This is a genomic window from Corynebacterium sp. BF-R-2 (assembly GCF_024586525.1).
GTDB classification, from domain to species: Bacteria; Actinomycetota; Actinomycetes; order Mycobacteriales; family Mycobacteriaceae; genus Corynebacterium; species Corynebacterium singulare.
In genome coordinates this window covers 14,015-34,515 of sequence record NZ_JAMFTP010000020.1, presented here as the reverse complement: position 1 = coordinate 34,515, position 20,501 = coordinate 14,015, and the positions used below count along the sequence as shown (strand labels likewise).

Below are 20,501 nucleotides of genomic sequence, written 5' to 3'. Positions count from 1 at the left end.
TGGCCTATAGCAGCAGGGAAACGCCCGGACCCATTCCGAACCCGGAAGCTAAGCCTGCCCGCGCTGATGGTACTGCAACCGGGAGGTTGTGGGAGAGTAAGAAACCGCCGACACCAAACAACACAACACAACTCAATAAAAAGCCCAAGGCCCTAGACACCCACCACGGCGTCTAGGGCCTTGAGCTGTTTTCCTAACCCCACCAGCCCGCACCCCAGGCCACCACACTATTCCTCACAGCCCCTACGTACGGATGCAACAGCACCAAAAACCCAGACCAGAAAACCGACACACCCAGCGTGCTGCCAACCATACCACACACCGACATAGAAGCCGACCAGCATGAGTCGCCACCCAGGTCTGGACAAACACAAAGGACTCAGCACCACGTTTGCTCTGCTGTTGGGCCGTAATGTTCACATGCGAATCCTACAATGGAAGTTGCGAAGACTTTATGGAATCGTCGTTTCGCCCATTCACGGTAAAGGAATAGAAACATGATTGAATTTCTTTTATTCCTCTGTCCCTCAGTGCTCTATATTTTTTCCGGCGCAAGTCACTAGGGGTGTCCCGTGCTCGGGCATATGTGGGGTGGCGATGGGGAAGCTGGCAAGCGGCAGGGCTAAGTCTCGTTTTGTTTCCTGTGCTGCTAGGAATTGGTTACCTTGGTATCCGTCTCGTGTCGGCATCAAGTTTGACCCTCCCAGGTGTCGTTCTCGTCCAAGGGGTAAGTATTGCCGTGATTCTTAGAGCCCTAGGAGAGGAGATTTTCTTCCGAGGATTCCTCGGCGGCTTGTTTCTTCGACGCTGGGGACTATGGGTTGGGAACACTCTTCAGGCCGCTATTTTTCTCGTGCCTCACCTCGTGCTGTTGAGTTTTGATGTGCATTTGTGGCCGATACTTCCCGTTCAGTTCCTCGGTGGCTGGATACTCGGAGCAGTGAGATATCGTTCGGGTAGCGTCATTGAGTGCTCAGTCCTACATGCTGCCCTTAACATAGGGATTGGACTGCTGGCGGGTTAATTCAACGAATGCGGGTGTTGCTCAGTCCGGTTGTTCCGACACTGGGCGAACAGGTCTGCCTCGGGGGGCTAGTCCTCGCAAGTCAAACGGCGGACTGCCTCGCGGATGACCTCGGGACGCTTGCAGAAGGCAAAACGCACCTTGTTCGTCCAAGGTTCGGGATTGTCGGTAAACGCGGCAAGCGGGATGGCGGCCACGCCCTTCGTGGCGGGAAGCTGCATACAGAAATCGATGCCGTTCATGCCGGTTGAGGAGATATCGGCAACCACGTAGTAGGTGCCGCCCGTGTCGTGGACATGGAAGCCGAGTTGCTCAAGACCCGCGACGAGGATGTCTCGGCACTCCTCAAGCTCGTAGACCATGCCTTCGAGCCACTCCTTCTCGTAGCGCAGGGCGTGGGCAACGGCGGGCTGGAATGGCGTGGTGGAGACGAAGGTGGTGAACTGCTTGGCTTTGATGACGCCGTCGATAAGCGCCGGCTCCGCAAGTGCCCAGCCAGTTTTCCACCCGGTGCAGTTGAAAGACTTGGCGGCGGAGGAGACCGTAATGGTGCGCTCGCTCATGCCCGGCAGGGCAGCAATGCTGATGTGGTGAGCGTCACCGAAGGTGAGGTTCTCGTAGACCTCGTCCGCGAGGACAAGGAGATCTTTTTCAACGCAGAGCTCAGCGAGTTGTTCGAGAGCAGCACGGGAGAACACCGAGCCCGTCGGATTATGGGGAGTGTTGATGATGACCATGGCGGTCTTGTCCGTGATAGCCGCGCGCACGGCGTCGACGTCGATGTCCCAGCTGTTGCCGGATTCTTTGAGGGGGATGGGGATGCGGGTGGCGTCGGCAAGCGCGACGGCGGCGATGTAGGCATCGTAGTAGGGTTCAAGGACGATGACCTCCTGGCCTGGCTCTACCAAGCCCAAGACGGTGGCGGTGATCGCTTCGGTAGCGCCGGCGGTGACCACGACGTGGTCCTGGGGCACCGAGTAGGTCTCCGCGATGGCACTGACCAGCTCCGGAACGCCGCGCAGCGGCGCGTACTGGTTGTTCCCATGAGCGATGTTGTCCTGGGCAATCTCCAGCATGCGCTGCGGGCCATCACTATCGGGGAATCCCTGGCCCAGATTCACCGCGTCATTCTCCACGGCAAGCGCGGTCATGGTGGCGAAGATGGTTTCGTCGAATTCTTGCAGTCTCTCAACAGTCATTTAGAGCACCAACAGGTCGTACTTCGTTGCCTTCACATCAGACAGACGCTTGCGCGCGCGCTCGAGTCGCTGCCATTGGTCTTCCGGGATGGACTTGCGCGCTACGGTAACTGTTTCCGCATCCGGGGTGCCCCACGCGATCGGCATTGGGGTGATCTGCTGCCAATGCTCCTTGTCGCTGGAGCTACGCTGGCCAGAAACAGCCGCAACCGGAACCTTGGTGCCCACCGTGCGCTTGATGCCAGGAATGTTGCTCACCGTGCGCAGGCACACGCCCCAGCGCGGCGGAAGCTTCGGATCCACGTTGGTGTTCACCAGCGCTAGGAGCACCATGTCGCGCTCGTTGACCTCCGCCACGACTGCGGGGGCAAGAGGATAGGAGTCATACAGCTTCTGCGCCGAGCCCACCTGGCGGGAGGCCAGCACACCAATGACCGCGCAGAAAATACCGAAGAGCACCATGCCCAATCCCACGGTAATGCGCCAAGCGGCATCAATGCCGAAGTACAGCGCAATGCCGCCAATGATGAGCAGCAATCCCATAACGAGACCGGAGTTGCGCAGGCGCGAGGAATCGCGCAGGAGCTCGTTATTCTGCTTGGCAAAGTCCTCGTGGACATTAAACTTGAAAATCTTCATTGGTTCACAAGTCTACTGCGTCCACCAGCCGGTAGGCATACCCTTGCTCCGCTAAAAAACGCTGGCGGTGCATGGCGTACTCCGAATCAAGGGATTCACGGGCCACGAGTGTGTAAAACGTCGCTTCCTGGCCATCTTTTTTGGGACGCAGCAGACGGCCGAGGCGCTGTGCTTCCTCCTGCCGGGAGCCAAAGGTACCGGAGACCTGGATTGCCAAGGCTGCCTCGGGCAGGTCGATGGAAAAGTTAGCCACCTTGGACACCACGAGTGTGTTAAGTTCGCCATCGCGGAACTGTTGGAAGAGTTTTTCGCGCTTGGCGGTGGAGGTTGTGCCGTCGATGACGGGGGCGTGAAGGTGCGTGCCTAATTCTTCGAGTTGGTCCACGTAGGCGCCGATGATGAGTGCTTGCTGGCCTTCGTGCTTCTTCAGCAGCTTGTCCACGGTGTGGAGCTTGGCGCTTGCCGACGCCGCAATTCTGTACCTATCCCGTGACTGCGCTGTGGCATAGAGCATGCGCTCCTCTGGCGTCATGTCCACGCGCACCTCGACGCAGTCCGCGGTGGCGATGTAACCTGCGGACTCCAGCTCCTTCCAGGGTGCGTCATAGCGCTTGGGCCCGATGAGCGAGAAAACATCGCCTTCGCGGCCATCCTCGCGCACGAGGGTTGCGGTCAGTCCCAGACGGCGGCGGGATTGGAGGTCGGAGGTCATGCGGAAGACTGGGGCGGGGAGCAGGTGGACTTCGTCGTAAATGATGAGGCCCCAATCGTGGGAGTCAAAGAGCTCAAGCGCTCGGTATTCGCCCTTCGTCTTGCGAGTCACCACCTGGTAGGTGGCGATGGTAATCGGCTTGATCTCCTTCTTTTCGCTGGAGTATTCGCCGATCTCATTCGGGGTAAGGCTCGTGCGGCGCAGCAGCTCATCGCGCCACTGGCGGCCAGCAACTGTGTTGGTGACGAGGATGAGGGTAGTGGCTTGGGCCTTGGCCATCGCGGCGGCACCCACGATGGTCTTACCTGCGCCACAGGGCAGAACGACGATGCCGGAGCCGCCCGCCCAGAAGGACTCGGCGGCGTACTGCTGATAGTCGCGCAACTGCCACTCCACCTCGTCGGTGCTCAGGCTCATGGGGTGAGATTCGCCGTCGACGTAGCCGGCGCGGTCATCTGCCGGCCAGTTGGCCTTGAGCAGCTCCTGTTTGAGACGCCCGCGCGCCGATGGCGGCACGGCAATGGTGTGCTCGTCGATGCGCTGCCCCAGCAGCTCGCTCACTTTCTTGCGGCGCGTCAGTTCCTCCAGGATGGCTGGCTCATCGGATTCGAGGATGAGGCCGTGGGCTGGGTGCGCGAGGAGGCGGACGCGGCCGTAGCGGGACATGGTCTCGGCGACGTCGATAAGCAGCGCCTGCGGGACCGGAAAGCGGGAGTAGCTCTCCAGAACATCGACTACTTGCTCGGCATCGTGGCCGGCCGCGCGCGCATTCCACAAGGCCAACGAGGTAATCCGATAGGTGTGAATGTGCTCGGGCGCACGCTCGAGCTCAGCAAACGGGGCGAGCGCGGCACGGGCCTGAGTGGCCTGCGGGTGGTCGACCTCAAGGAGGACGGTTTTGTCCGACTGGACGATGAGCGGTCCGGGCATGGTGGAACCGAGTCCTTTCTGGTGTGCTGTTAGTCGTCGTTGGCGAACCGAACAGTGGAAATACGGTGCACGGGGAATCGCACGGGCTTGCCGCTCGCGCCCAGGGCATCGATGTAGCCACCTTCGACGGACAGCGGCTTCACCGTGACGGTGCGGATGGTGCCGCTCTTGTCGGCATAGGAAATCACAATATCGGTGTGGACGCGCGCGGCAGCTCGGGCCAGCGCGAGCGGATCCGCTTCCTCCTCATTGTGTGTGCTGGGGGTCTGTCCTGATGTCCGCAGGTTCTGCACCGCCTGGTCCACCGAGGCGGGCGTGCGGGCAGTGGCCTTGGCACGGGGCGTGGGCAGAAGATACGGCTCCGGTGCCACTGCGATCGAGGCGCCGGACTCATCCTCCGGGGTAGGAGACAAGCCCTGAGCCCGGAGTTTCTCCAACAGCTCGCCAACGCGCAGTGGGGAGACCGCCACAGTTGGAGCAAGCAGTCGCAGTTCGGGGACCGAAGCGGCAGCGAGTTCCAGGAGCGCGGGGTCCTCACTGCGCAGATAAGACAGTGCAGGTCCGCTGCGGAGAGTGCCGTGGCGCTTGGCGACGTCCCCGATGGCAAACTCCAGCGCCTGTGGCACGCCCATGGGTGAATGTTTCTCTAAGAATTCCGTCATCTCCGCAGCGGTAAGGCCATGGTCCATGCCGCGGCGAATAGTGGATTCGCTCATGCGGTACACACTGGCCAGGCCGGGGGATTCAAGATCAGCCAGAGACGTTAAGGTGCGGTGTGTAGCTGGCTCGAGCGGCCCCGGCACGAGGATGGTGAGATCCTGCTGGATGATGAACTCGGAAACCGTGTCGGGGACGAGATCAGCAGCGGCAGAGGAGTTGTTGAGCACCCGTGTGGCTTTGCCCATCGCCACCGCACCGATCCATTCGGCCTCGGCACGCAGCTTCTCGATGGTGAGTGTGCGGGTATGGCTAGCGAAAAGCGGCGATCTAAAGCGCAGCTCTTCCCAGAATTCTTCTTCAGTGAGCGCAACTGCGGAGTGGGCGTAGACGTCGAGGACGAACGCTCGGAAGTGGGATAGACGGCGCACGTGGGTGTCCTCAGACAGCGCACGGGTGCCGTCCCAGCTGGCCCAGGGGGAGTCGCGCCAGGCGTCGAGAAGAATGCGCCACTTTTCCGCGAGCTCAGCCACGAGCCAGTCGTGTGATCCCGTGGTGGGGGCGAGGAAGTGTCCTTCGAGGCCATCCGGCTCGCCGCGGTGTAGGAGACGGGCATGGTGGCCGAGGTTGATGAGCTGTGCAACCTCGTCTTTGTCCACATCGAGTTCCTTGGCAAGCTGGGAAAGGGAGCGCACGCCGACCGAGGAATCCTTGAGCAGCGCCTCCGGATGAGCGCCCAACACCTCAATGAGCTGCTCCATGGTGCGCACAACCTCCAAGCCCGCGGCCGCACCGGCATCATCCGCCTTCGAATCCGGCTCTGGGATACCGGCGCGCCCGGACGGTGTTGTGGGGATGGGTGGGGTGGTATCCCCGGCAAGAACTCGTGCGAGGGAGCGTGGAAGGCGCACTGAGTGCGCGTTGATGCGCTCGAGAAACCCCTTGGCCAGAAGGCGTTTGGTGGGGTCCTCGGACTTACTGTCGGGCTCAGTGTTGGTGGTGTACCCCGCGCCTTCACTTTTAGCTAGCGTGCCGAGAATCCGGCGTTCATCGCCCGGTAGTTCCGCGATGTCCTCCTCGCTAAACTCACGGCGGTTGAGCAGCGACCACCCCGTGGGGAGTGCGCCCATCACGCCGGTCACGATGCGCACCTGAGGGGCATCCCCAAAGACGAGGCCGCGCTCCTTGAGCTGTTGTGTGACCTTTGGGTTGGTGTCATCCACCATGCCAATCTCACCGCCGCGCTGCGCAATGTCCTCCAGAACTGCGAGTTGTTCTGCGTTGCTATGCGCAAGGGCATCGACGACGTGCATCGGCAGAGTAAGACGCGAGGCTAACGCACCGAAGTCCTTCGGTGCCGGGGCCAAGGTTTCTCTGCGGTGGCTGAGCAGGGCGCGGAGGTCCTCCTCAGGCAATTGGCTAAGCCATTCGCGGTAGCTGTCGGTGACGCGGGCGCGCTTCTTAGGGGAGGTCATGATGGGCCCCTAGTCTAGTTGCTGGGAAGGAGTGGTAGGGAGCGGGGGAGGATTGGGGCACTTGTTGTTCAATTGAGTTACTTTTTGGCGCGCGGTTTGGAATAATGAGGGGCATGTCGAATGAGAACAAAGGCCACATTTCCCCGGCTTGGCCGAAGAACAGCCCCCGCGAGCACGCCATCACTGAGATTTCCGCACCGTTTGCCGGTGCTTCCAGCCCTTTCGGTGATGATCTGATTCTGCCGATGCCGGCAGAGAAGCTGAACTACGTTCACCCGTACACTCGCATCAACCGCTAAGAGAATGTGCAGATAGCTGCGCATTCATCTACGGTGAGGCCGCGCCTTACGCGGCAAGTTTAAAGCCCCTCCGAGAATGTTCTCCTCGGTGGGGCTATGCCTCGTGTTCAGGATATTTCCCTAAAGGATGAGCTGAGGGGGTAAAAACAGAAAGACCGGCTGGATTGTCCAGCCGGTCTATTGTTTGTCGCGCTCAGTTTCTAGGACTGCTGAGCAGCGGTTCCCATTAGGACTCCTGAGCGGCGATGATGCTCAGGAACTGAGCCAGCGGGTCGATGACGTGGCGGTTTGCGGAGTAGAAAGCATCAAAGTCGTGGCGGTTAGCCTTGTACTGCTCGGTGAAGGAAGCCGGGATGGTCAGGCCGTACTGGGTGGCGGTGTCCTCGACGAGGGTGTAGAGGGCATCAACGGCCAGCTCGTCGGTTGGCTGCTCCTCGGCAGCTTCCTTCACGACCTCCGGTGCGTCGGCCGGAGCCTCCGGTGCGGTCTCTTCCTTAGCCGGAGCCGGGGTTGCGGCCGGTGCCGGAGCAGCGCTGACGTTGCGCGGGGTCGGAGCGGAGTTCAGGCCCAGGCTTGCGGAGCAAGCCGGCCATGCGCCCCAGCCCTGCTGCGCCAAGGTGCGCTCAGCAACAGCAATCTGCTGCTCGCGGGTTGCCAGGTTTGCGGTCGGAGCAAACTCGCCACCGCCGTATGCCTGCCAGGTCTGAGCGTTGAACTGCAGACCACCGTGGTAGCCGTTGCCAGTGTTGATAGCCCAGTTACCGCCGGACTCGCACTGTGCGAGGCGGTCCCAGTCAGAATCCGGAGCAGCAGCGGCGTTCGGAGCCATGATGGCTGCAGCAGCACCCACGGCAACGGTGGAAGCGGCAAACTTGGTAGCGATGGACTTGTTCTTAGCGGAGTGGCGTCCCATTAAAGTATTCCTTCTCTAGGTTGTCTCTTGCGTTCTCGCGCCCAGATAGTGCCCAGTCCGGCAGATGTTTATGTATTCGATGTTCATATTCATGCACATCATGAGTGGCCGCTGTGTGAAAGCCCGGACTGTGTCTGGGGCGAGACTTCCACGACCGGCGGCCGAAGTGCCTGAGGGAAAGGGTAGCCGTTTATAACGAAACAGTCACGTTATTTGGCTCAAAACGGTAACGGAAGCGTTGGAATCGCAGTGTTTTCCCTGCTCGCTTCGGGAATGTTATCTATGTCACACGGGTAACGGGTGTGGTGGGTGTGGCGATACATAACGTGGGTTTCTTCGGTGGGGTGTCAAAGGTTAGAATGAATCTCTTTATTAGTTCCACCGGAAAGTTCCTGCGCGCGGTCTTAGGAGTCTGAGCTAAGCGTCGCCGCGCCTCCTTGTTCCGGAAGTGGAGCGCTCATGGGCCCACGGCCTGGTGGCGCCTACACTTGCATAGGAGAGACGGAAAGAAAGTGAGTGAAGAACCATGCCAATCGGCAAAGTGAAGTGGTATGACGCCGACAAAGGCTTCGGCTTTGTCAGCAACCCGGGCGATGAAGACGTCTACGTCGGCCGCAATGTGCTGCCCAAGGGCGTCGACGAGTTGTTCCAGGGTCAGCGCATTGAGTTCGACTTCGCGGCCGGCCGTCGCGGTCCGCAGGCCCTGCGCGTGAAGGTTCTGGATGCCCCACGCCGCCGCACCCCGGCTCGCAAGCCGGAGGAGCTGTCGAGCATGTTGTCTGATGTCATGACGTTGCTTGAGACCCAGGTCCAGCCGGTGCTTAGCCAGGGGCGCTACCCAGAACGCAAGACTGGCCGTCAGGTTGCTGAGATTCTGCGCGCCATTGCGAAGGACTTGGATAGCTAGGGCCTAAAGCTTTTAGGCCGATAGCTCGAAAGTGCCCTAGCTGACGAAAGTTAGGCTGATTTTTCAATGATCAGTCGTAAGTTTGGCAGCTAGGGCACTTTTCGATCGTGGAGGCGCGTGGGGCAACGCGCCGCAGCGCCGCTATTACTCTGCTGGCGCTTCGGCGTCGCCGGTAGCCTTGGACTCCTTGAGTTCATCTTCGCTCAGTGTGGACAGAGACCACACAGTGTGCATCGGGGTCTCCTCACCGTTGGCATCATGGCCAATCATGAGGGTGGAAATCTCCACCACCTTCAACAGTGGGCGCTCACCGGTGGACGCTTCAATCGGGGCGACGGAGCCGGGGATCTCCACCGAGGTGGTTTCGTTGGCGCCGTGGGCAGTGCTGTCATTGGCGGCCGGATCATCGTAGATGGACAGCACGGACCACTCGTGGTTTGAGATCGCCTCGGGGATGTCGAGCTTGAGCGTGTCATCGGGGCCCACCGTGAGGTTGGGGACGTCACCTTCCTCGCACTCAGTGCCCGGCTCGCAGATGCTGTATGGCGAAACCTCGATGGTTTCATCGCCCACCGTGGCCGTGATGGTGACATCCTTCGGCTCCGGGCCCGGACGGTCATTCCACCACTTCTGGAACAGCACCACTGCTACAACGATTACCGCTACGGCGATAATGAGCGCCAGAAATTGCAGTAGTGACTTTTTCCTTGCTTGCTTCACGGTTGCCATGGCTGAGAATCCTACTCGAATCGAACCCGGTACAGGTCATCCCAGAGCTTGCCGGTGATCCAAAACTCGTCCGTGCCTGGAATATGGGCGATGCCGTTGAGGACGGCATTGGGATCCTCGTAGGGGCGGTGCTGGAGACGTGCCGTATCGATGACGGCGGTGACGTCGCCAGAGCTAGGGTCGATGCGCAGGATGTCGTCGCTCATCCACACATTGGCGTACACCTGACCGTCGACGCATTCCAGCTCATTGAGATTGTCCACCGGGGATCCGTTAAGAGTGACGTTAGTGCGCGGGCCAAGCTCGGCAAAGGTGTCAGGGTGCAGGTGGCGTAGCGTGGCGGAGCCATCGGACATGATGAGCTCGTGGCCTGCGTTGCACAGCCCCCAGCCTTCGCCGTCGTAGCCCACCCGGTTGATTTCGTCGAAGGTGGTGGCATCACGCAGGATAGCTGTGCCGGATTTCCATGTCAGCTGCCAGATGCCGGCATCGGTTTGTGTGATGCCCTCACCAAAATAGGAGTTGTTGAGTGCGATTTCCTGGAGTGGGTTAAGCGAACCTGGGCGAACTCGAAGCAGGCGTGATTCCCCATATTGACCTGTACCAATGAGCAGGTTGCCCGCGGTGTCCACTTCCAAGCCTTGGGTGAAGGTGTGGGGGAGGAGAGGCTTCGTCTCCAGGACTGTGGCACTGAGGCGCTCGGGGGACGCAGTGCTTGCCGACGTCCCCTCGGTCCCCACCTGCGCCGTCTCCACCGCCTCAGGCGCCGCTGGATCCACACCACCAGGTGCGGAAGAGCAGGACGACAGCGGCGCGAGCAGCGCTGCAGCAGACAACGTAGCAGTGAGAATGCGGGACGCGCGAGTGAGGCGGGGGAGGGTCATGTCTGTCATTGTGCACTATGGTGACGGCCGTGATGAATAATGAGAGGGTGACTCGCAAGAAAAAGATGCATTCCCCGCTTCTCGATTCCGCCGCTGTCGACCTGGCTCGCCACGCAGTGGAGGAGGTGGGCGAGGGGGACGTCGGAAAGCACCGCGGCGTTGCCGGAGTAGGCCGCAACGTGGCAACCCACCGTTTTGACGCCCACGTCCCGGGTTATCCGGGCTGGGAGTGGCACGCCGTCGTTGCCTGTGCCGAAGGCTCGCGAACACCGACTGTCAATGAGGTTGCGCTCGTCCCTGGTGGGCACGCGCTCCAGGCTCCGGAATGGGTTCCCTATTCCGAGCGACTGCGCCCAGGTGACCTCGGCCCCGGCGATCTCATGCCCCCGGCACCTGATGATGAACGCCTACACGATGGTGAGCTCTCTGAGGCCGGCCTTCAGGAGGCCAAGGATCGGTGGCGCAAGAAGTACGGGCCGACAACGGAGATGGCATCGCAGGCGCAGTTGCAGTGTAAAACCTGTGCCTTCTACCTCACACTTCTGCCCAATTACGGTGTCTGCGCCAATGAATACTCCGCCGACGGCAAGGTCGTTCACGCCGCCTATGGCTGTGGCGCACATTCCGGGACGACCATTCGTGAAGAAGGATCGGAGCCGGAGCGGCCCTTCGACGACGAGAAGCCGATTTTCTAATGGTGGCTTTTTACCTGCACGAAGCAGTAATGCACGTGCGGGTTTTGCATTTTGGGGGTCAGATGGAGCACTCTTAGCTGGTAAAACTTCATTTCTCTAGATAGTAAGGGGCGCTCTCTCACGATGAACGCAGCTATCGACCGCTATTTCAAAGTCACCGAACGCGGATCCACCATCGGCACCGAGGTCCGTGCCGGTGTGGTCTCGTTCTTTGCGATGGCCTACATCATTCTCCTGAACCCTCTCATCCTGGGTACCTCGGAAGACTCTGCCGGTACCACCTTGGGCATCCCACAAGTCGCCGCTGCAACGGCGCTGGTTGCCGGTGTTATGACCATCGCCTTCGGCGCCATCGCGCGTTATCCATTCGCCATGGCCGCAGGCCTGGGTATGAACACCTTCGTTGCCGTGACGATGGTGTCCATCAACGGCCTGGAATGGCGCGAGGCCATGGGCCTCGTCGTCATCGAGGGCATCATCATTGTCCTGCTGGCCATCTCCGGCTTCCGCCAGGCTGTCTTCGATGCCATTCCCGCCTCCATGAAGGCCGCGATGGGCGTCGGCATTGGCATGTTCATCGCGCTCATCGGTTTCGTTGATGGTCACTTCGTTACCCGCGTCCCAGATGCGGCGATGACGACCGTTCCGGTGGGCCTCGGCATTAATGGTTCGATCTCCACGTGGCCCGCCTTCGTCTTCATCGTGGGACTCATCCTGTCCAGTTTCTTCGTCATCCGTCAGGTACGTGGCGGCCTGTTCATCGGCATTGTTATCACCACGATTATTGCCATGATCATCCAGGCTCTCACTGGTTCTGAGGAGTGGGGCATGGCCACCCCAGAGGTTCCCAACTCCCTGGGTGGCATCCCTGACCTTTCCATCGTGGGCCAGGTGGACCCGATTAGCGCCTTCACCAAGCTGGGTGTGGTCTCCACCGTGCTGCTCATCTTCACGCTGCTGCTCACCAACTTCTTCGACGCCATGGGCACGATGAATGGCTTGGGCAAGCAGGCTGACCTCGTCGATGAGCAGGGCAACCTGCCGGACATGAAAACGGCGCTGGTTGTCGAAGGTTTCGGTGCCGTTGCTGGTGGTGCGGGTTCGGTCTCGTCCAACACGGTGTTCGCTGATTCTGCCGCCGGTATCGGTGACGGCGCCCGAACTGGTCTCGCCAACGTGGTTACCGGTGTCATCTTCCTGCTGGCGATGTTCCTCACCCCGCTCTATGAAATCGTGCCTATTGAGGCCGCCGCCCCAGTGCTCGTCATCGTCGGTGTCATGATGGCCGCACAGCTCAAGGACATTGAGTGGACCCGCATGGACCAAGCAATCCCGGCCTTCCTCACCATTGTGGTCATGCCGTTTACCTATTCCATTGCTAACGGTATTGGCGTGGGCTTCATCGCCTACGCTCTCATGGCGACTTTCGCCGGTAAGGCCAAGAAGGTGCATTGGATCATGTGGCTTGTTGCAGCCCTCTTCGTGGTCTACTTCGCCATGGGGCCGATTACCGCAGCGCTGACCTAGGGAGGTTCGGCCCAGGACTGGGCCGCCGCTAGACTGGGGCGCATGCGTTTGATCATCGATGACCCGGAAGACCCTCGCCTGGACGATATCCGCGATTTGAAGCACGCGGATAAGTCCGGCGAGGGTTTCGTCTTTGGTGAAGGCCCCCTCTGTGTGGAGCGCCTGCTGGCTTCACGTTTTCCGGTGCGCTGCATTATCGGATTCGAGGCCAAGCTGGACACCTTCCTTGCCACGCACGACGTGGGGGACATCCCCGTCTACCAGGTCACCCGCCACACCCTGGGGGAAGTCACCGGCTTTGACATGCACCGCGGCCTCGTCGCAGCAGCAGACCGCGCCGAGGCGTGGAGCGTGGATGAGGTCATCGCCGGTGCACGCACCCTCGCCATTATGGAGGGCGTTGGGGATCATGAAAACATTGGTTCCCTCTTCCGCAATGCCGCCGGCATGGAGGTGGATGGCATTCTGCTCGGCTCGGGTGCGGCCGACCCGCTCTATCGACGCTCGGTGCGCGTCTCGATGGGTCATGTGTTGCGCCTGCCGTGGGCGCGTTTCGATGGCGGATTCACTACGTGGCAGCGTGGATTGGAGACACTGCGTGAGCAGGGCTTCAGGCTCGTCTCGCTGACCCCGCATCCCGAGGCTGTGCACATTGCGGACGCCCTCGACGGTGCAGACAAGGTGGCGCTGCTCGTGGGCGCGGAGGGCCCGGGGCTGACTGAGCATGCGATGAAAGCTACCGACGTGCGTGCCCGCATCCCCATGGCGGAGGGAACCGATTCGCTCAACGTGGCGACGTCGGCGGCCATAGCGTTTTATGAGCGCCAGCGCTGCCAGAGATTCCGCGAGGTCGACACCGCATAGCGGCGCACTAACCCGCCCAAGTGCTTGGCGGTGCGCACAATCTCTTCACCCGTGGAATCCGGCTCGAGGTCGTGCTCTTCGTAGTCGTCATAGTCATGAAGACCGAGCTTCGCCACCGAGGTGCTGGCTACCTCGGCCACGCTGCGGCGGGGCGGCGGTGTGTCAACCTTCGGCTCGGGGCGGCCATCGGTGGCATAGCCCACGACGTCCACATCCGGACCATCAGCGCCGACCTCGATGCCCAACCAGTAGGCTTGGGCAGCTTCGGTTATGCTCTGCGGCTCGAAGGGGAGTGCAATGCCGCCGGCTGGTTCGTCTTTCTCGCCGGCCCAGTAGGGAGCCTCGAACGTCTCGGGAAGTCCGTGATCCTCATAGAGATTGACACGGGTTCCGCACAAGGAACGGCGCAGGCGCGGGCCCGTCCAGTGTGCGAATCCTGCGTAACCCGTCTCCGGATTGGAGGTGAATGCATAGATCTCATGCGCCGGAACGGCTTCCCGCAGAGTACGCGAGAGCTGCGAGAGAATGAGCTGATCATCACTGATGATTGTCTGAACCACGGTGACGCCTGGGTAGCCGCCGATATAGAACTCGCTCGTACCAGGCTCAGCGGAGCGGTTGAGCGGGAACTGACCAATCGGCGTCACGGGGAGTGCAGGATTGAGTTGAGCCAGGAATTTCCGGCCGAAGCCGCGATCGGCCTTGGGCTCACAGCGGAGGACCTCGGCGGGGTCAGCAGCAGTGACGTACCAGAGAGTGAGAACGGCGCTTTGAGTTTCCACGGCAGGTTACTCGCGGGGACGCTTCGTGGTGGAACGAACGCCGAGCAGCACATCCTCCCAGTGCGGGGTGACGGCCTTGCGGCGGCGCTTGGTGGGCTTGGGCTCCGGATCGGGGTTCTGGAGGAAGTCCTCGTCCACGCCGGTGTCCTTGCTCTTCTCCGCGTCGGTAACTGGGTCCGCGGAGCCCTGGCTGTCTTCACGGTGAGCAGCATCGGTGGAGGCCGCTGCGCCCGGCTCCTCGCCGCCGCGCGGCGAAGGCAGGACGGAGGGCTCCGCGTAATGCTCGGCGGAGTCAGCGTCCGAAGCGCTGCCCGAGTACACGGACAGATCCGTCACCCCCGGGTCACCGGCGCGCGCAGACTCAATGTCCTCGTGCTCGTCGAACTGCCCGCGGCCGTCAATGGCCTCGTCATAGCGCTCGCCACGCCCCACTGAAGTCAGGGAGCGTACCGGTTGCACAAAGTCCGGGTCCGTCAGGTCAGCGGCTACAGAGTTGCGAGCCTCCACGGTGGCGGGGGAGGTCATGGTCTGCTTGAACGTCCACTCCGCCTCGTTGGCAGACAGGCCTGCTTTCCACGTGATACGTAGAATCCACGGCTCGCCTTGGTGGCGGTAGGCATCCCACGTCGATTCCGACAGTGAGTGCCCGCGTGCCGCGAAAGCCGTAGCGAGGATTTCCCACAGCGTTAGCTTGGCCGGCCCATCGTCGCGGATGGGGTGTGCCTGCTTGGCGACGTCCGCAATCCTCGCCCTTTCCAGCAACACCGGGTGTGCAAAAGGTTCGATACGAGATTCCGGCACACCGAGTTCTTCCGCCATCTCTGCGGTGGATGCGCCGGCGCGGATACGTGCCTGGATCTCGTTCGGGCGCAGGCTCATCGCCTGCGTGGAGGATGACTGCGAATCGTGGGCGCTCTGAGAGGAGGGCACTACGGTGTGAAGACCCCGGGGAGGCTCGTGTGCGGTAGCCGGCGATGGGGTGGTGCTTGTGGTTGCCGTGGTGTGGTCCGAACCCTGGTCTGCCGACGAGTTGGCTGAGGCTGCGGAGTCTTTAGATTCCGAGGTCTCGCTGGAGCTAGCAGGAGCGAGCAACTCACGAAGCTCGTCGGTGACTTCGAGGAAAAACTCCTCACCATCCTCTGCCCGGAGAACGAGCGAGGAGTCAGTTGAGTCGCTGGGTGCGAGGAAAATCTCGCGCATGGTGGCGCTCCTTAGCCTGGTAGCGGACATGTGATGAAGTCCACTTTACCCAGAACATGCCCCGAACTCTGGCAAGAGCGCGGGGCATGTTGAGGAGGTAGGTGAATTTGTGCTGGGACTAACGGTTGCTGGGACTAACGGTTGTCCAGAACGTAGTCGATGGCCTGGGTGAGCTTCGTGACGTCCTCGGAATCGATAGCTGGGAAGAGGCCCACACGCAGCTGGTTACGGCCCAACTTGCGATAAGGCTCGACATCGAGAATGCCGTTGGCGCGCAGAGTCTTGGCTACCGCTGCAGCGTCAACCGAATCGTCGAAGTCAATCGTTCCGACGACCAGAGATCGAGCGGAAGCATCCTGCACGAATGGGGTGGCCTCCGGGCGCGATTCAGCCCAGCTGTACAGGATGCTGGAATTCGCCGTGGTGCGCTTGACCATGCCGTCGAGGCCGCCATTAGCGTTCATCCACGTCACCTGGTCATCGAGCATGAGCAGCGTGGCTACCGCGGGGGTGTTGTACGTCTGGTTCTTGCGAGAGTTGTCCACGGCAGTCTGCAGATTAAGGAAGGCTGGGATGAAGCGATCGGAAGAGTTGATCTTCTCAATGCGCTCCACGGCAGCCGGGGACATAGCGGCCAACCACAGGCCACCGTCGGAGGCAAAGCACTTCTGCGGGGAGAAGTAGTAAACGTCCGTCTCAGACATATCGACCGGAAGGCCGCCCGCGCCAGAGGTGGCATCGATGACGACGAGCTGGTCAGTAGCGTCGGGGTTCGGGCGGGTGACCGGAACCATGGCGCCGGTGGACGTCTCGTTGTGAGCCCACGCGATGACATCCGCGCCGGTGGCCTCGGCCGCCTTTGGGTCCGGTGCGGTGCCCACTTCTGCCTCGGTGACGAGTGGCGCATCGAGCCACGGAGCTTTGCCAGCAGCCTTTGCAAACTTGGAGGAGAACTCGCCGAAACTCAGGTGTGCAGACTGCTTCTCAATGAGTCCGAAGGTGGCTGCATCCCAGAATGCGGTAGCGCCGCCGAGGGACAAGACAATCTCATAACCTGCAGGAAGGGAGAAAAGGTCGCTCAAACCCTCACGGATGGAGCCAACCAGATTCTTTACGGCCGGCTGGCGGTGGGAGGTACCAATGATGGTGCCTGCGCCGGCCCTGATTGCCTCAATTTGGGCGGGGCGAACCTTGGATGGGCCGCAGCCGAACCGGCCGTCGGCAGGAAGGAGATCTGCTGGCAGGGAGAGTTCTGAGTTGCTCATGGGGGCAGTGTAGCCTAATTTCGTTCGGGCACTAGGTACTTTGCCAGGATTGCCAATGTTGGCAGAGTCACAAGTTTTGATAAAGTGTGAAGAGGTTTAATTAAGCCGCTTCGGCGTGAGCCGGAATGGCATGTTGAGAAAGGAAAGCACGTGGCTTCTGAAGAGAACAAGGTTGTACTGCACTACCCTGGTGGCGAGTACGAGATGGACATCAAGCAGTCCACCGAGGGTGACTCCGGCTTCGATATTGGCAAGCTCCGCAACGAGACTGGCCTCGTTACCTTCGACCCAGGTTACGCAGCTACCGGTTCTACTGAGTCCAAGATTACGTTCATTAATGGTGAGGAAGGCATCCTTCGCCACCGCGGTTATGACATTGCGGACTTGGCTGAGAACGCCTCCTTCAACGAGGTCTCTTACCTGCTGATTAAGGGCCACCTGCCGAATGAGGACGAGCTGTCCAAGTTCAACACGGAAATCCGCCACCACACCCTGCTGGATGAGGACTTTAAGGCCGCATTCAACATCTTCCCGCGCAACGCGCATCCCATGGCGGTGTTGGCTTCCTCCCTTAACATTCTGTCTGCGTACTACCAGGACCAGCTCAACCCGCTGGACCCGGAGCAGCTGGACAAGGCAACCGTGCGACTTCTGGCTAAGGTGCCGATGCTGGCCGCGTACGCATACCGCGCATCCCAGGGTAAGCCGTACATGTACCCGGACAACAAGCTCAACGCGCGTGAGAACTTCCTGCGCATGATGTTCGGTTACCCGACCGAGGAGTACGAGGTTGACCCGGTTGTTGCTAAGGCCCTGGATAAGCTTCTTATTCTCCACGCTGACCACGAGCAGAACTGCTCCACGTCCACGGTTCGCATGATTGGTTCCGCACAGGCCAACCTGTTTGTTGCTATCGCTGGTGGCATCAACGCCCTGTCTGGCCCGCTGCACGGTGGTGCTAACCAGGCCGTTCTGGAGATGCTTGAGGACATTCAGAACAACCACGACGGTGACGCTACGGACTTCATGAACCGCGTGAAGAACAAGGAAAAGGGCGTTCGCCTCATGGGCTTCGGTCACCGCGTGTACAAGAACTACGACCCGCGTGCGGCTATCGTCAAGGAGACCGCACACGAGATCATCGACCACCTCGGTGGCGACCCGATGCTGGACCTGGCTATGAAGCTGGAGGAGATTGCACTTAACGACGACTACTTCGTCTCCCGCAAGCTCTACCCGAACGTGGACTTCTACACTGGCCTCATCTACCGTGCCATGGGCTTCCCGACGGACTTCTTCACCGTCCTCTTCGCCATCGGCCGTCTGCCGGGCTGGATTGCTCAGTACCGCGAGCAGCTGGAGCTCAACACCAAGATCAACCGCCCGCGCCAGATCTACACCGGTGAGACCCTGCGCAAGGTTACCCCGCGCAGCGAGCGCTAAACCGTACGCTGATACGGTGCGGCGCATAGCTCATACGCTGCGCTTCTAGGGCCGGGCCACCCGTTACCCCGTATACTGGGGGCGATGTGGCTCGGCCTTACGTGTTTGCAGCCACCAAAGAAGAAAAATTTATCCAAGGAGGAGATCCCCCAATGGACAAGCCCGTAATCGAGCCGGCAACGGAGCCCGCTCCCCAAGACCTTGTCATTGAAGACATCGTGGTGGGTGACGGTGCCGAGGCCCAGCCGGGCGGCTTCGTTGAGGTCCACTACGTTGGCGTTGACTACGAGACGAACCAGGAGTTCGATTCTTCGTGGGGCCGCGGTCAGTCGATCGAGTTCCCGCTGACCGGTCTCATTGCCGGTTGGCAGGAAGGTATCCCGGGTATGAAGGTGGGTGGCCGCCGTAAGCTTGTCATCCCGCCGGAGAAGGCCTATGGACCTGCCGGTGGCGCACACCCGCTGTCTGGCCGCACCCTGACCTTCGTCATTGACCTGATTCGCGCCTAAACCGCGCACACGAGGGTACGTGCCCCGCCTCTTTCTCCCCAGTGCCGTGATAGGCGCTGAGGGGGAAATGGGCGGGGCATACGGCGTATATGGGGATGGTAGGAACGGTGTCCCCAAAAATCGGGGGACACGATAGGTGTGTGATTGCGCTCGGCGGCCCCACGGTGTGCCGCAGTGGGGCACAATGGGGAACATGAGTGTCCCACAAACCACGTTTAATGATGACCGCGAGATGCCGTTGCTGGGTCTCGGAACCTACAAACTGCGCGGTGAGGATCTCACCCGCTGCGTGCGCGAGGCTATCGAGCTGGGCTACCGCCACTTTGATACAGCAACTCTCTATGAGAATGAGACGGAGCTAGGTCACGCTTTGGCCGACGCCATGAAGGCCGGTGACGTCACTCGTGATGAGCTCTTCATCACCAGCAAGGTCTGGCATGACCACCACGGCAAAGGCAAGGTGGACTTGGCTTTCCGTGAGTCTCTGGACAAGCTGCAGCTGGACTACCTTGACCTGTACCTTATCCACTGGCCCTGGCCACAGGGAGGGCTCTACGTGGAGACCTTCGAGGAAATGGCTCGTTTGCAGGGCATGGGTCAGATTGCCTCCATTGGTGTGGCAAACTTCTACGAGGAGACCCTCCAGGAGCTCATGGCAAAGACTGGCATCGTGCCTGTTCTGAACCAGGTGGAGCTGCATCCGGGATTTACGCAGCCGGGGCTGCGGGAATTCCACGACAATCACGACATTGTCACAGAGGCCTGGTCGCCGCTGGCGCGCGGTGTCATCCTCAACAACCCCGAGGTTGCCGCCGTTGCAGAGAAACACGGCATCACTCCCGGGCAGGCGGTGCTGGCTTATCTGATGGCGAAGGGGATTTCTGTTATCCCGAAGTCCAGCCGTCGCGAGCGCCTTGAGGAGAATTTCGCGGCTGCCACGATCGAATTGACCCGGGAGGACATCGAGGTTCTTGATTCTCTTGACGGCCGTGAGGGCTTTGGACGCATGTTCAAGGATCCGCGCGAGTTCCCCGGAGCTGAGTAACCCCGCGCATACTGAGACGCGCTAGCCCGTCTTTCTTCACGTCACGTCGCCCGATTCTCCCGCCAGTGCTGGGGGAGGGGGAGGCTCGGGAAGTGGAGGAAGGCGGGTTTCGCTGTGTCCAGTTACGCAACGGGGAGAGGCGTTGGGCAACGAGGTGGCGATTTTTCTTCGCACGTTGTTAAGTCGTCGGCTAGAACTCTGCTAACTTTTGGTTCGCTAAATTAGATTTGAGCAGGCGGTGAATTAGCGGGGGTGCCAAGAATCGGGGGATAGGTGCATGTTGTAGTGCATCGCGGGGGTGGCTGATGTTAAGGTGGGCAACTTTTCTTGGCAGGATTTACAACCTTGCAGAGTCTGTTCGGTAACTTACAGATCAAGACAAAACGTGACCGAGGGCACTGTCCCTCATTCCCGGTGGACGTTTTGTGCAGAAATAATTTCCACAAAGGAGAGCGACATGACTGATGCACCTGCCTCGCTTAACTCGCGCCGCGAACCTACGCCGCAAGAGTTTATTGCCATGCGGGATAGCCCCCAGTTCAGCAAACTGCGCGGAACCTACCGCAAGTTCACTTTCCCCATGACCGTGGCCTTCTTTCTGTGGTACGTCCTGTACGTACTTGCAGCCGTGTTTGCTCCGGAGTTCATGGGAACTGAAATTGGTGGTGGCTGGAACATTGGCCTTGTATTCGGCTTGGCTCAGTTTCTGACCACCTTCGTCATTACGTACATCTACGTCAATTACGCCAACAAGAACATTGAGCCGCAGTCAGCGGCCATTCGCCAGGAACTGGAGGGCTAAA

20 protein-coding genes and 1 rRNA gene are annotated in these 20,501 nt (G+C 60.4%); 11 read left to right on the top strand and 10 right to left on the bottom strand.

All coding sequences use genetic code 11. The features are described 5' to 3' along the window. A 5S ribosomal RNA gene (rrf, locus tag M5J09_RS12965) occupies positions 1-113 on the top strand; the annotation flags it as partial. A gap of 452 nt (positions 114-565) precedes the next feature. After that, positions 566-1,024: a lysostaphin resistance A-like protein gene (locus M5J09_RS13350; RefSeq protein WP_374982130.1), complete on the top strand. Its 459-nt coding sequence runs from the start codon at positions 566-568 to the stop codon at positions 1,022-1,024. Positions 1,025-1,092: 68 nt separating this feature from the next. On the opposite strand, the gene M5J09_RS12960 is transcribed toward M5J09_RS13350, so the two are convergent. Genes M5J09_RS12960 through M5J09_RS12945 form a run of 4 tightly spaced genes read right to left on the bottom strand, consistent with a single transcriptional unit; the run spans position 1,093 to position 6,636 of the window. Then, on the bottom strand, positions 1,093-2,223 hold the full coding sequence (locus tag M5J09_RS12960; RefSeq protein WP_257158142.1) for a pyridoxal phosphate-dependent aminotransferase: 1,131 nt from the start codon (positions 2,221-2,223) through the stop codon (positions 1,093-1,095). After that, positions 2,224-2,862 (bottom strand): DUF3239 domain-containing protein, encoded by a 639-nt coding sequence (locus M5J09_RS12955; protein WP_257158141.1) that lies wholly within the window; start codon positions 2,860-2,862, stop codon positions 2,224-2,226. A 4-nt stretch (positions 2,863-2,866) separates the two neighbouring features. After that, positions 2,867-4,504, bottom strand: a complete 1,638-nt coding sequence (locus M5J09_RS12950; RefSeq protein WP_257158140.1) for a DNA repair helicase XPB — start codon at positions 4,502-4,504, stop codon at positions 2,867-2,869. Positions 4,505-4,533: 29 nt separating this feature from the next. Then, a complete protein-coding gene (locus M5J09_RS12945; protein WP_257158139.1) occupies positions 4,534-6,636 on the bottom strand; it encodes a helicase-associated domain-containing protein in 2,103 nt (700 codons plus the stop codon). Between the two features lie 113 nt (positions 6,637-6,749). Here M5J09_RS12945 and M5J09_RS12940 point away from each other — a divergent pair, with 113 nt between their 5' ends. Then, positions 6,750-6,935, top strand: a complete 186-nt coding sequence (locus M5J09_RS12940) for a hypothetical protein (RefSeq protein ID WP_042529958.1) — start codon at positions 6,750-6,752, stop codon at positions 6,933-6,935. Between the two features lie 226 nt (positions 6,936-7,161). Here the strand turns inward: M5J09_RS12940 and M5J09_RS12935 are convergent, their stop codons facing one another. After that, entirely contained in the window at positions 7,162-7,848 is a 687-nt protein-coding gene (locus M5J09_RS12935; protein ID WP_257158138.1) for a resuscitation-promoting factor Rpf1 domain-containing protein, read from the bottom strand. Between the two features lie 526 nt (positions 7,849-8,374). Here M5J09_RS12935 and M5J09_RS12930 point away from each other — a divergent pair. After that, complete coding sequence (locus M5J09_RS12930) at positions 8,375-8,755, top strand: cold-shock protein (RefSeq protein ID WP_039674441.1); 381 nt, start codon at positions 8,375-8,377, stop codon at positions 8,753-8,755. Positions 8,756-8,899: 144 nt separating this feature from the next. Here M5J09_RS12930 and M5J09_RS12925 read toward each other — a convergent pair whose 3' ends face one another. Continuing rightward, positions 8,900-9,484: a DUF2771 domain-containing protein gene (locus tag M5J09_RS12925; RefSeq protein WP_042529962.1), complete on the bottom strand. Its 585-nt coding sequence runs from the start codon at positions 9,482-9,484 to the stop codon at positions 8,900-8,902. A gap of 11 nt (positions 9,485-9,495) precedes the next feature. Further along, positions 9,496-10,368 carry a glutaminyl-peptide cyclotransferase gene (locus M5J09_RS12920; RefSeq protein WP_374982129.1) on the bottom strand — a complete coding sequence of 291 codons (873 nt, stop codon included), beginning with the start codon at positions 10,366-10,368 and terminating at the stop codon, positions 9,496-9,498. A 65-nt stretch (positions 10,369-10,433) separates the two neighbouring features. Here M5J09_RS12920 and M5J09_RS12915 point away from each other — a divergent pair, with 65 nt between their 5' ends. The 3 genes from M5J09_RS12915 (at position 10,434) to M5J09_RS12905 (ending at position 13,454) form a co-directional block, all read left to right on the top strand. Beyond that, positions 10,434-11,063, top strand: coding sequence for a DUF3027 domain-containing protein (locus tag M5J09_RS12915; protein ID WP_257158143.1), 630 nt, complete (start codon positions 10,434-10,436; stop codon positions 11,061-11,063). Between the two features lie 123 nt (positions 11,064-11,186). After that, the gene (locus M5J09_RS12910; protein ID WP_257158136.1) at positions 11,187-12,590 is read left to right on the top strand and encodes an NCS2 family permease; all 1,404 of its coding nucleotides are present in this window, start codon (positions 11,187-11,189) and stop codon (positions 12,588-12,590) included. A 42-nt stretch (positions 12,591-12,632) separates the two neighbouring features. Next, on the top strand, positions 12,633-13,454 hold the full coding sequence (locus tag M5J09_RS12905; protein ID WP_042529968.1) for an RNA methyltransferase: 822 nt from the start codon (positions 12,633-12,635) through the stop codon (positions 13,452-13,454). Here M5J09_RS12905 and M5J09_RS12900 read toward each other — a convergent pair. The 3 genes from M5J09_RS12900 to serC form a co-directional block, all read right to left on the bottom strand. Further along, complete coding sequence (locus M5J09_RS12900) at positions 13,406-14,236, bottom strand: DUF6928 family protein (RefSeq protein ID WP_257158135.1); 831 nt, start codon at positions 14,234-14,236, stop codon at positions 13,406-13,408. The genes M5J09_RS12905 and M5J09_RS12900 overlap by 49 nt on opposite strands. Positions 14,237-14,242: 6 nt before the next feature. Further along, complete coding sequence (sepH, locus tag M5J09_RS12895) at positions 14,243-15,436, bottom strand: septation protein SepH (RefSeq protein WP_257158134.1); 1,194 nt, start codon at positions 15,434-15,436, stop codon at positions 14,243-14,245. Between the two features lie 134 nt (positions 15,437-15,570). After that, positions 15,571-16,701, bottom strand: a complete 1,131-nt coding sequence (serC, locus tag M5J09_RS12890) for a phosphoserine transaminase (protein WP_042529974.1) — start codon at positions 16,699-16,701, stop codon at positions 15,571-15,573. 150 nt (positions 16,702-16,851) lie between these two features. Between serC and M5J09_RS12885 the strand changes: the two genes are divergently transcribed. From M5J09_RS12885 to M5J09_RS12870, 4 genes are all read left to right on the top strand, one after another. After that, entirely contained in the window at positions 16,852-18,144 is a 1,293-nt protein-coding gene (locus tag M5J09_RS12885) for a citrate synthase (protein ID WP_083280829.1), read from the top strand. 152 nt (positions 18,145-18,296) lie between these two features. Next, the gene (locus M5J09_RS12880) at positions 18,297-18,653 is read left to right on the top strand and encodes an FKBP-type peptidyl-prolyl cis-trans isomerase (protein WP_039674461.1); all 357 of its coding nucleotides are present in this window, start codon (positions 18,297-18,299) and stop codon (positions 18,651-18,653) included. Positions 18,654-18,837: 184 nt separating this feature from the next. After that, positions 18,838-19,698, top strand: coding sequence for an aldo/keto reductase (locus M5J09_RS12875; RefSeq protein ID WP_257158133.1), 861 nt, complete (start codon positions 18,838-18,840; stop codon positions 19,696-19,698). A 457-nt stretch (positions 19,699-20,155) separates the two neighbouring features. Next, positions 20,156-20,500: a DUF485 domain-containing protein gene (locus tag M5J09_RS12870; protein WP_042529976.1), complete on the top strand. Its 345-nt coding sequence runs from the start codon at positions 20,156-20,158 to the stop codon at positions 20,498-20,500. Position 20,501 lies beyond the last annotated feature (1 nt).

Excerpts from the sequence above, each read along its gene's own strand:
- M5J09_RS12880 (WP_039674461.1), top strand. The coding sequence starts at position 18,297 with ATGGACAAGCCCGTAATCGAGCCGGCAACGGAGCCCGCTCCCCAAGAC.
- sepH (WP_257158134.1), bottom strand. The coding sequence starts at position 15,436 with ATGCGCGAGATTTTCCTCGCACCCAGCGACTCAACTGACTCCTCGCTC.
- M5J09_RS12950 (WP_257158140.1), bottom strand. The coding sequence starts at position 4,504 with ATGCCCGGACCGCTCATCGTCCAGTCGGACAAAACCGTCCTCCTTGAG.
- M5J09_RS12905 (WP_042529968.1), top strand. The coding sequence starts at position 12,633 with ATGCGTTTGATCATCGATGACCCGGAAGACCCTCGCCTGGACGATATC.
- M5J09_RS12930 (WP_039674441.1), top strand. The coding sequence starts at position 8,375 with ATGCCAATCGGCAAAGTGAAGTGGTATGACGCCGACAAAGGCTTCGGC.
- M5J09_RS12875 (WP_257158133.1), top strand. The coding sequence starts at position 18,838 with ATGGGGAACATGAGTGTCCCACAAACCACGTTTAATGATGACCGCGAG.
- M5J09_RS12915 (WP_257158143.1), top strand. The coding sequence starts at position 10,434 with ATGCATTCCCCGCTTCTCGATTCCGCCGCTGTCGACCTGGCTCGCCAC.
- serC (WP_042529974.1), bottom strand. The coding sequence starts at position 16,701 with ATGAGCAACTCAGAACTCTCCCTGCCAGCAGATCTCCTTCCTGCCGAC.
- M5J09_RS12940 (WP_042529958.1), top strand. The coding sequence starts at position 6,750 with ATGTCGAATGAGAACAAAGGCCACATTTCCCCGGCTTGGCCGAAGAAC.
- M5J09_RS12955 (WP_257158141.1), bottom strand. The coding sequence starts at position 2,862 with ATGAAGATTTTCAAGTTTAATGTCCACGAGGACTTTGCCAAGCAGAAT.
- M5J09_RS12910 (WP_257158136.1), top strand. The coding sequence starts at position 11,187 with ATGAACGCAGCTATCGACCGCTATTTCAAAGTCACCGAACGCGGATCC.
- M5J09_RS12870 (WP_042529976.1), top strand. The coding sequence starts at position 20,156 with ATGACTGATGCACCTGCCTCGCTTAACTCGCGCCGCGAACCTACGCCG.
- M5J09_RS12945 (WP_257158139.1), bottom strand. The coding sequence starts at position 6,636 with ATGACCTCCCCTAAGAAGCGCGCCCGCGTCACCGACAGCTACCGCGAA.
- M5J09_RS12925 (WP_042529962.1), bottom strand. The coding sequence starts at position 9,484 with ATGGCAACCGTGAAGCAAGCAAGGAAAAAGTCACTACTGCAATTTCTG.
- M5J09_RS12960 (WP_257158142.1), bottom strand. The coding sequence starts at position 2,223 with ATGACTGTTGAGAGACTGCAAGAATTCGACGAAACCATCTTCGCCACC.
- M5J09_RS12935 (WP_257158138.1), bottom strand. The coding sequence starts at position 7,848 with ATGGGACGCCACTCCGCTAAGAACAAGTCCATCGCTACCAAGTTTGCC.
- M5J09_RS12920 (WP_374982129.1), bottom strand. The coding sequence starts at position 10,368 with ATGACCCTCCCCCGCCTCACTCGCGCGTCCCGCATTCTCACTGCTACG.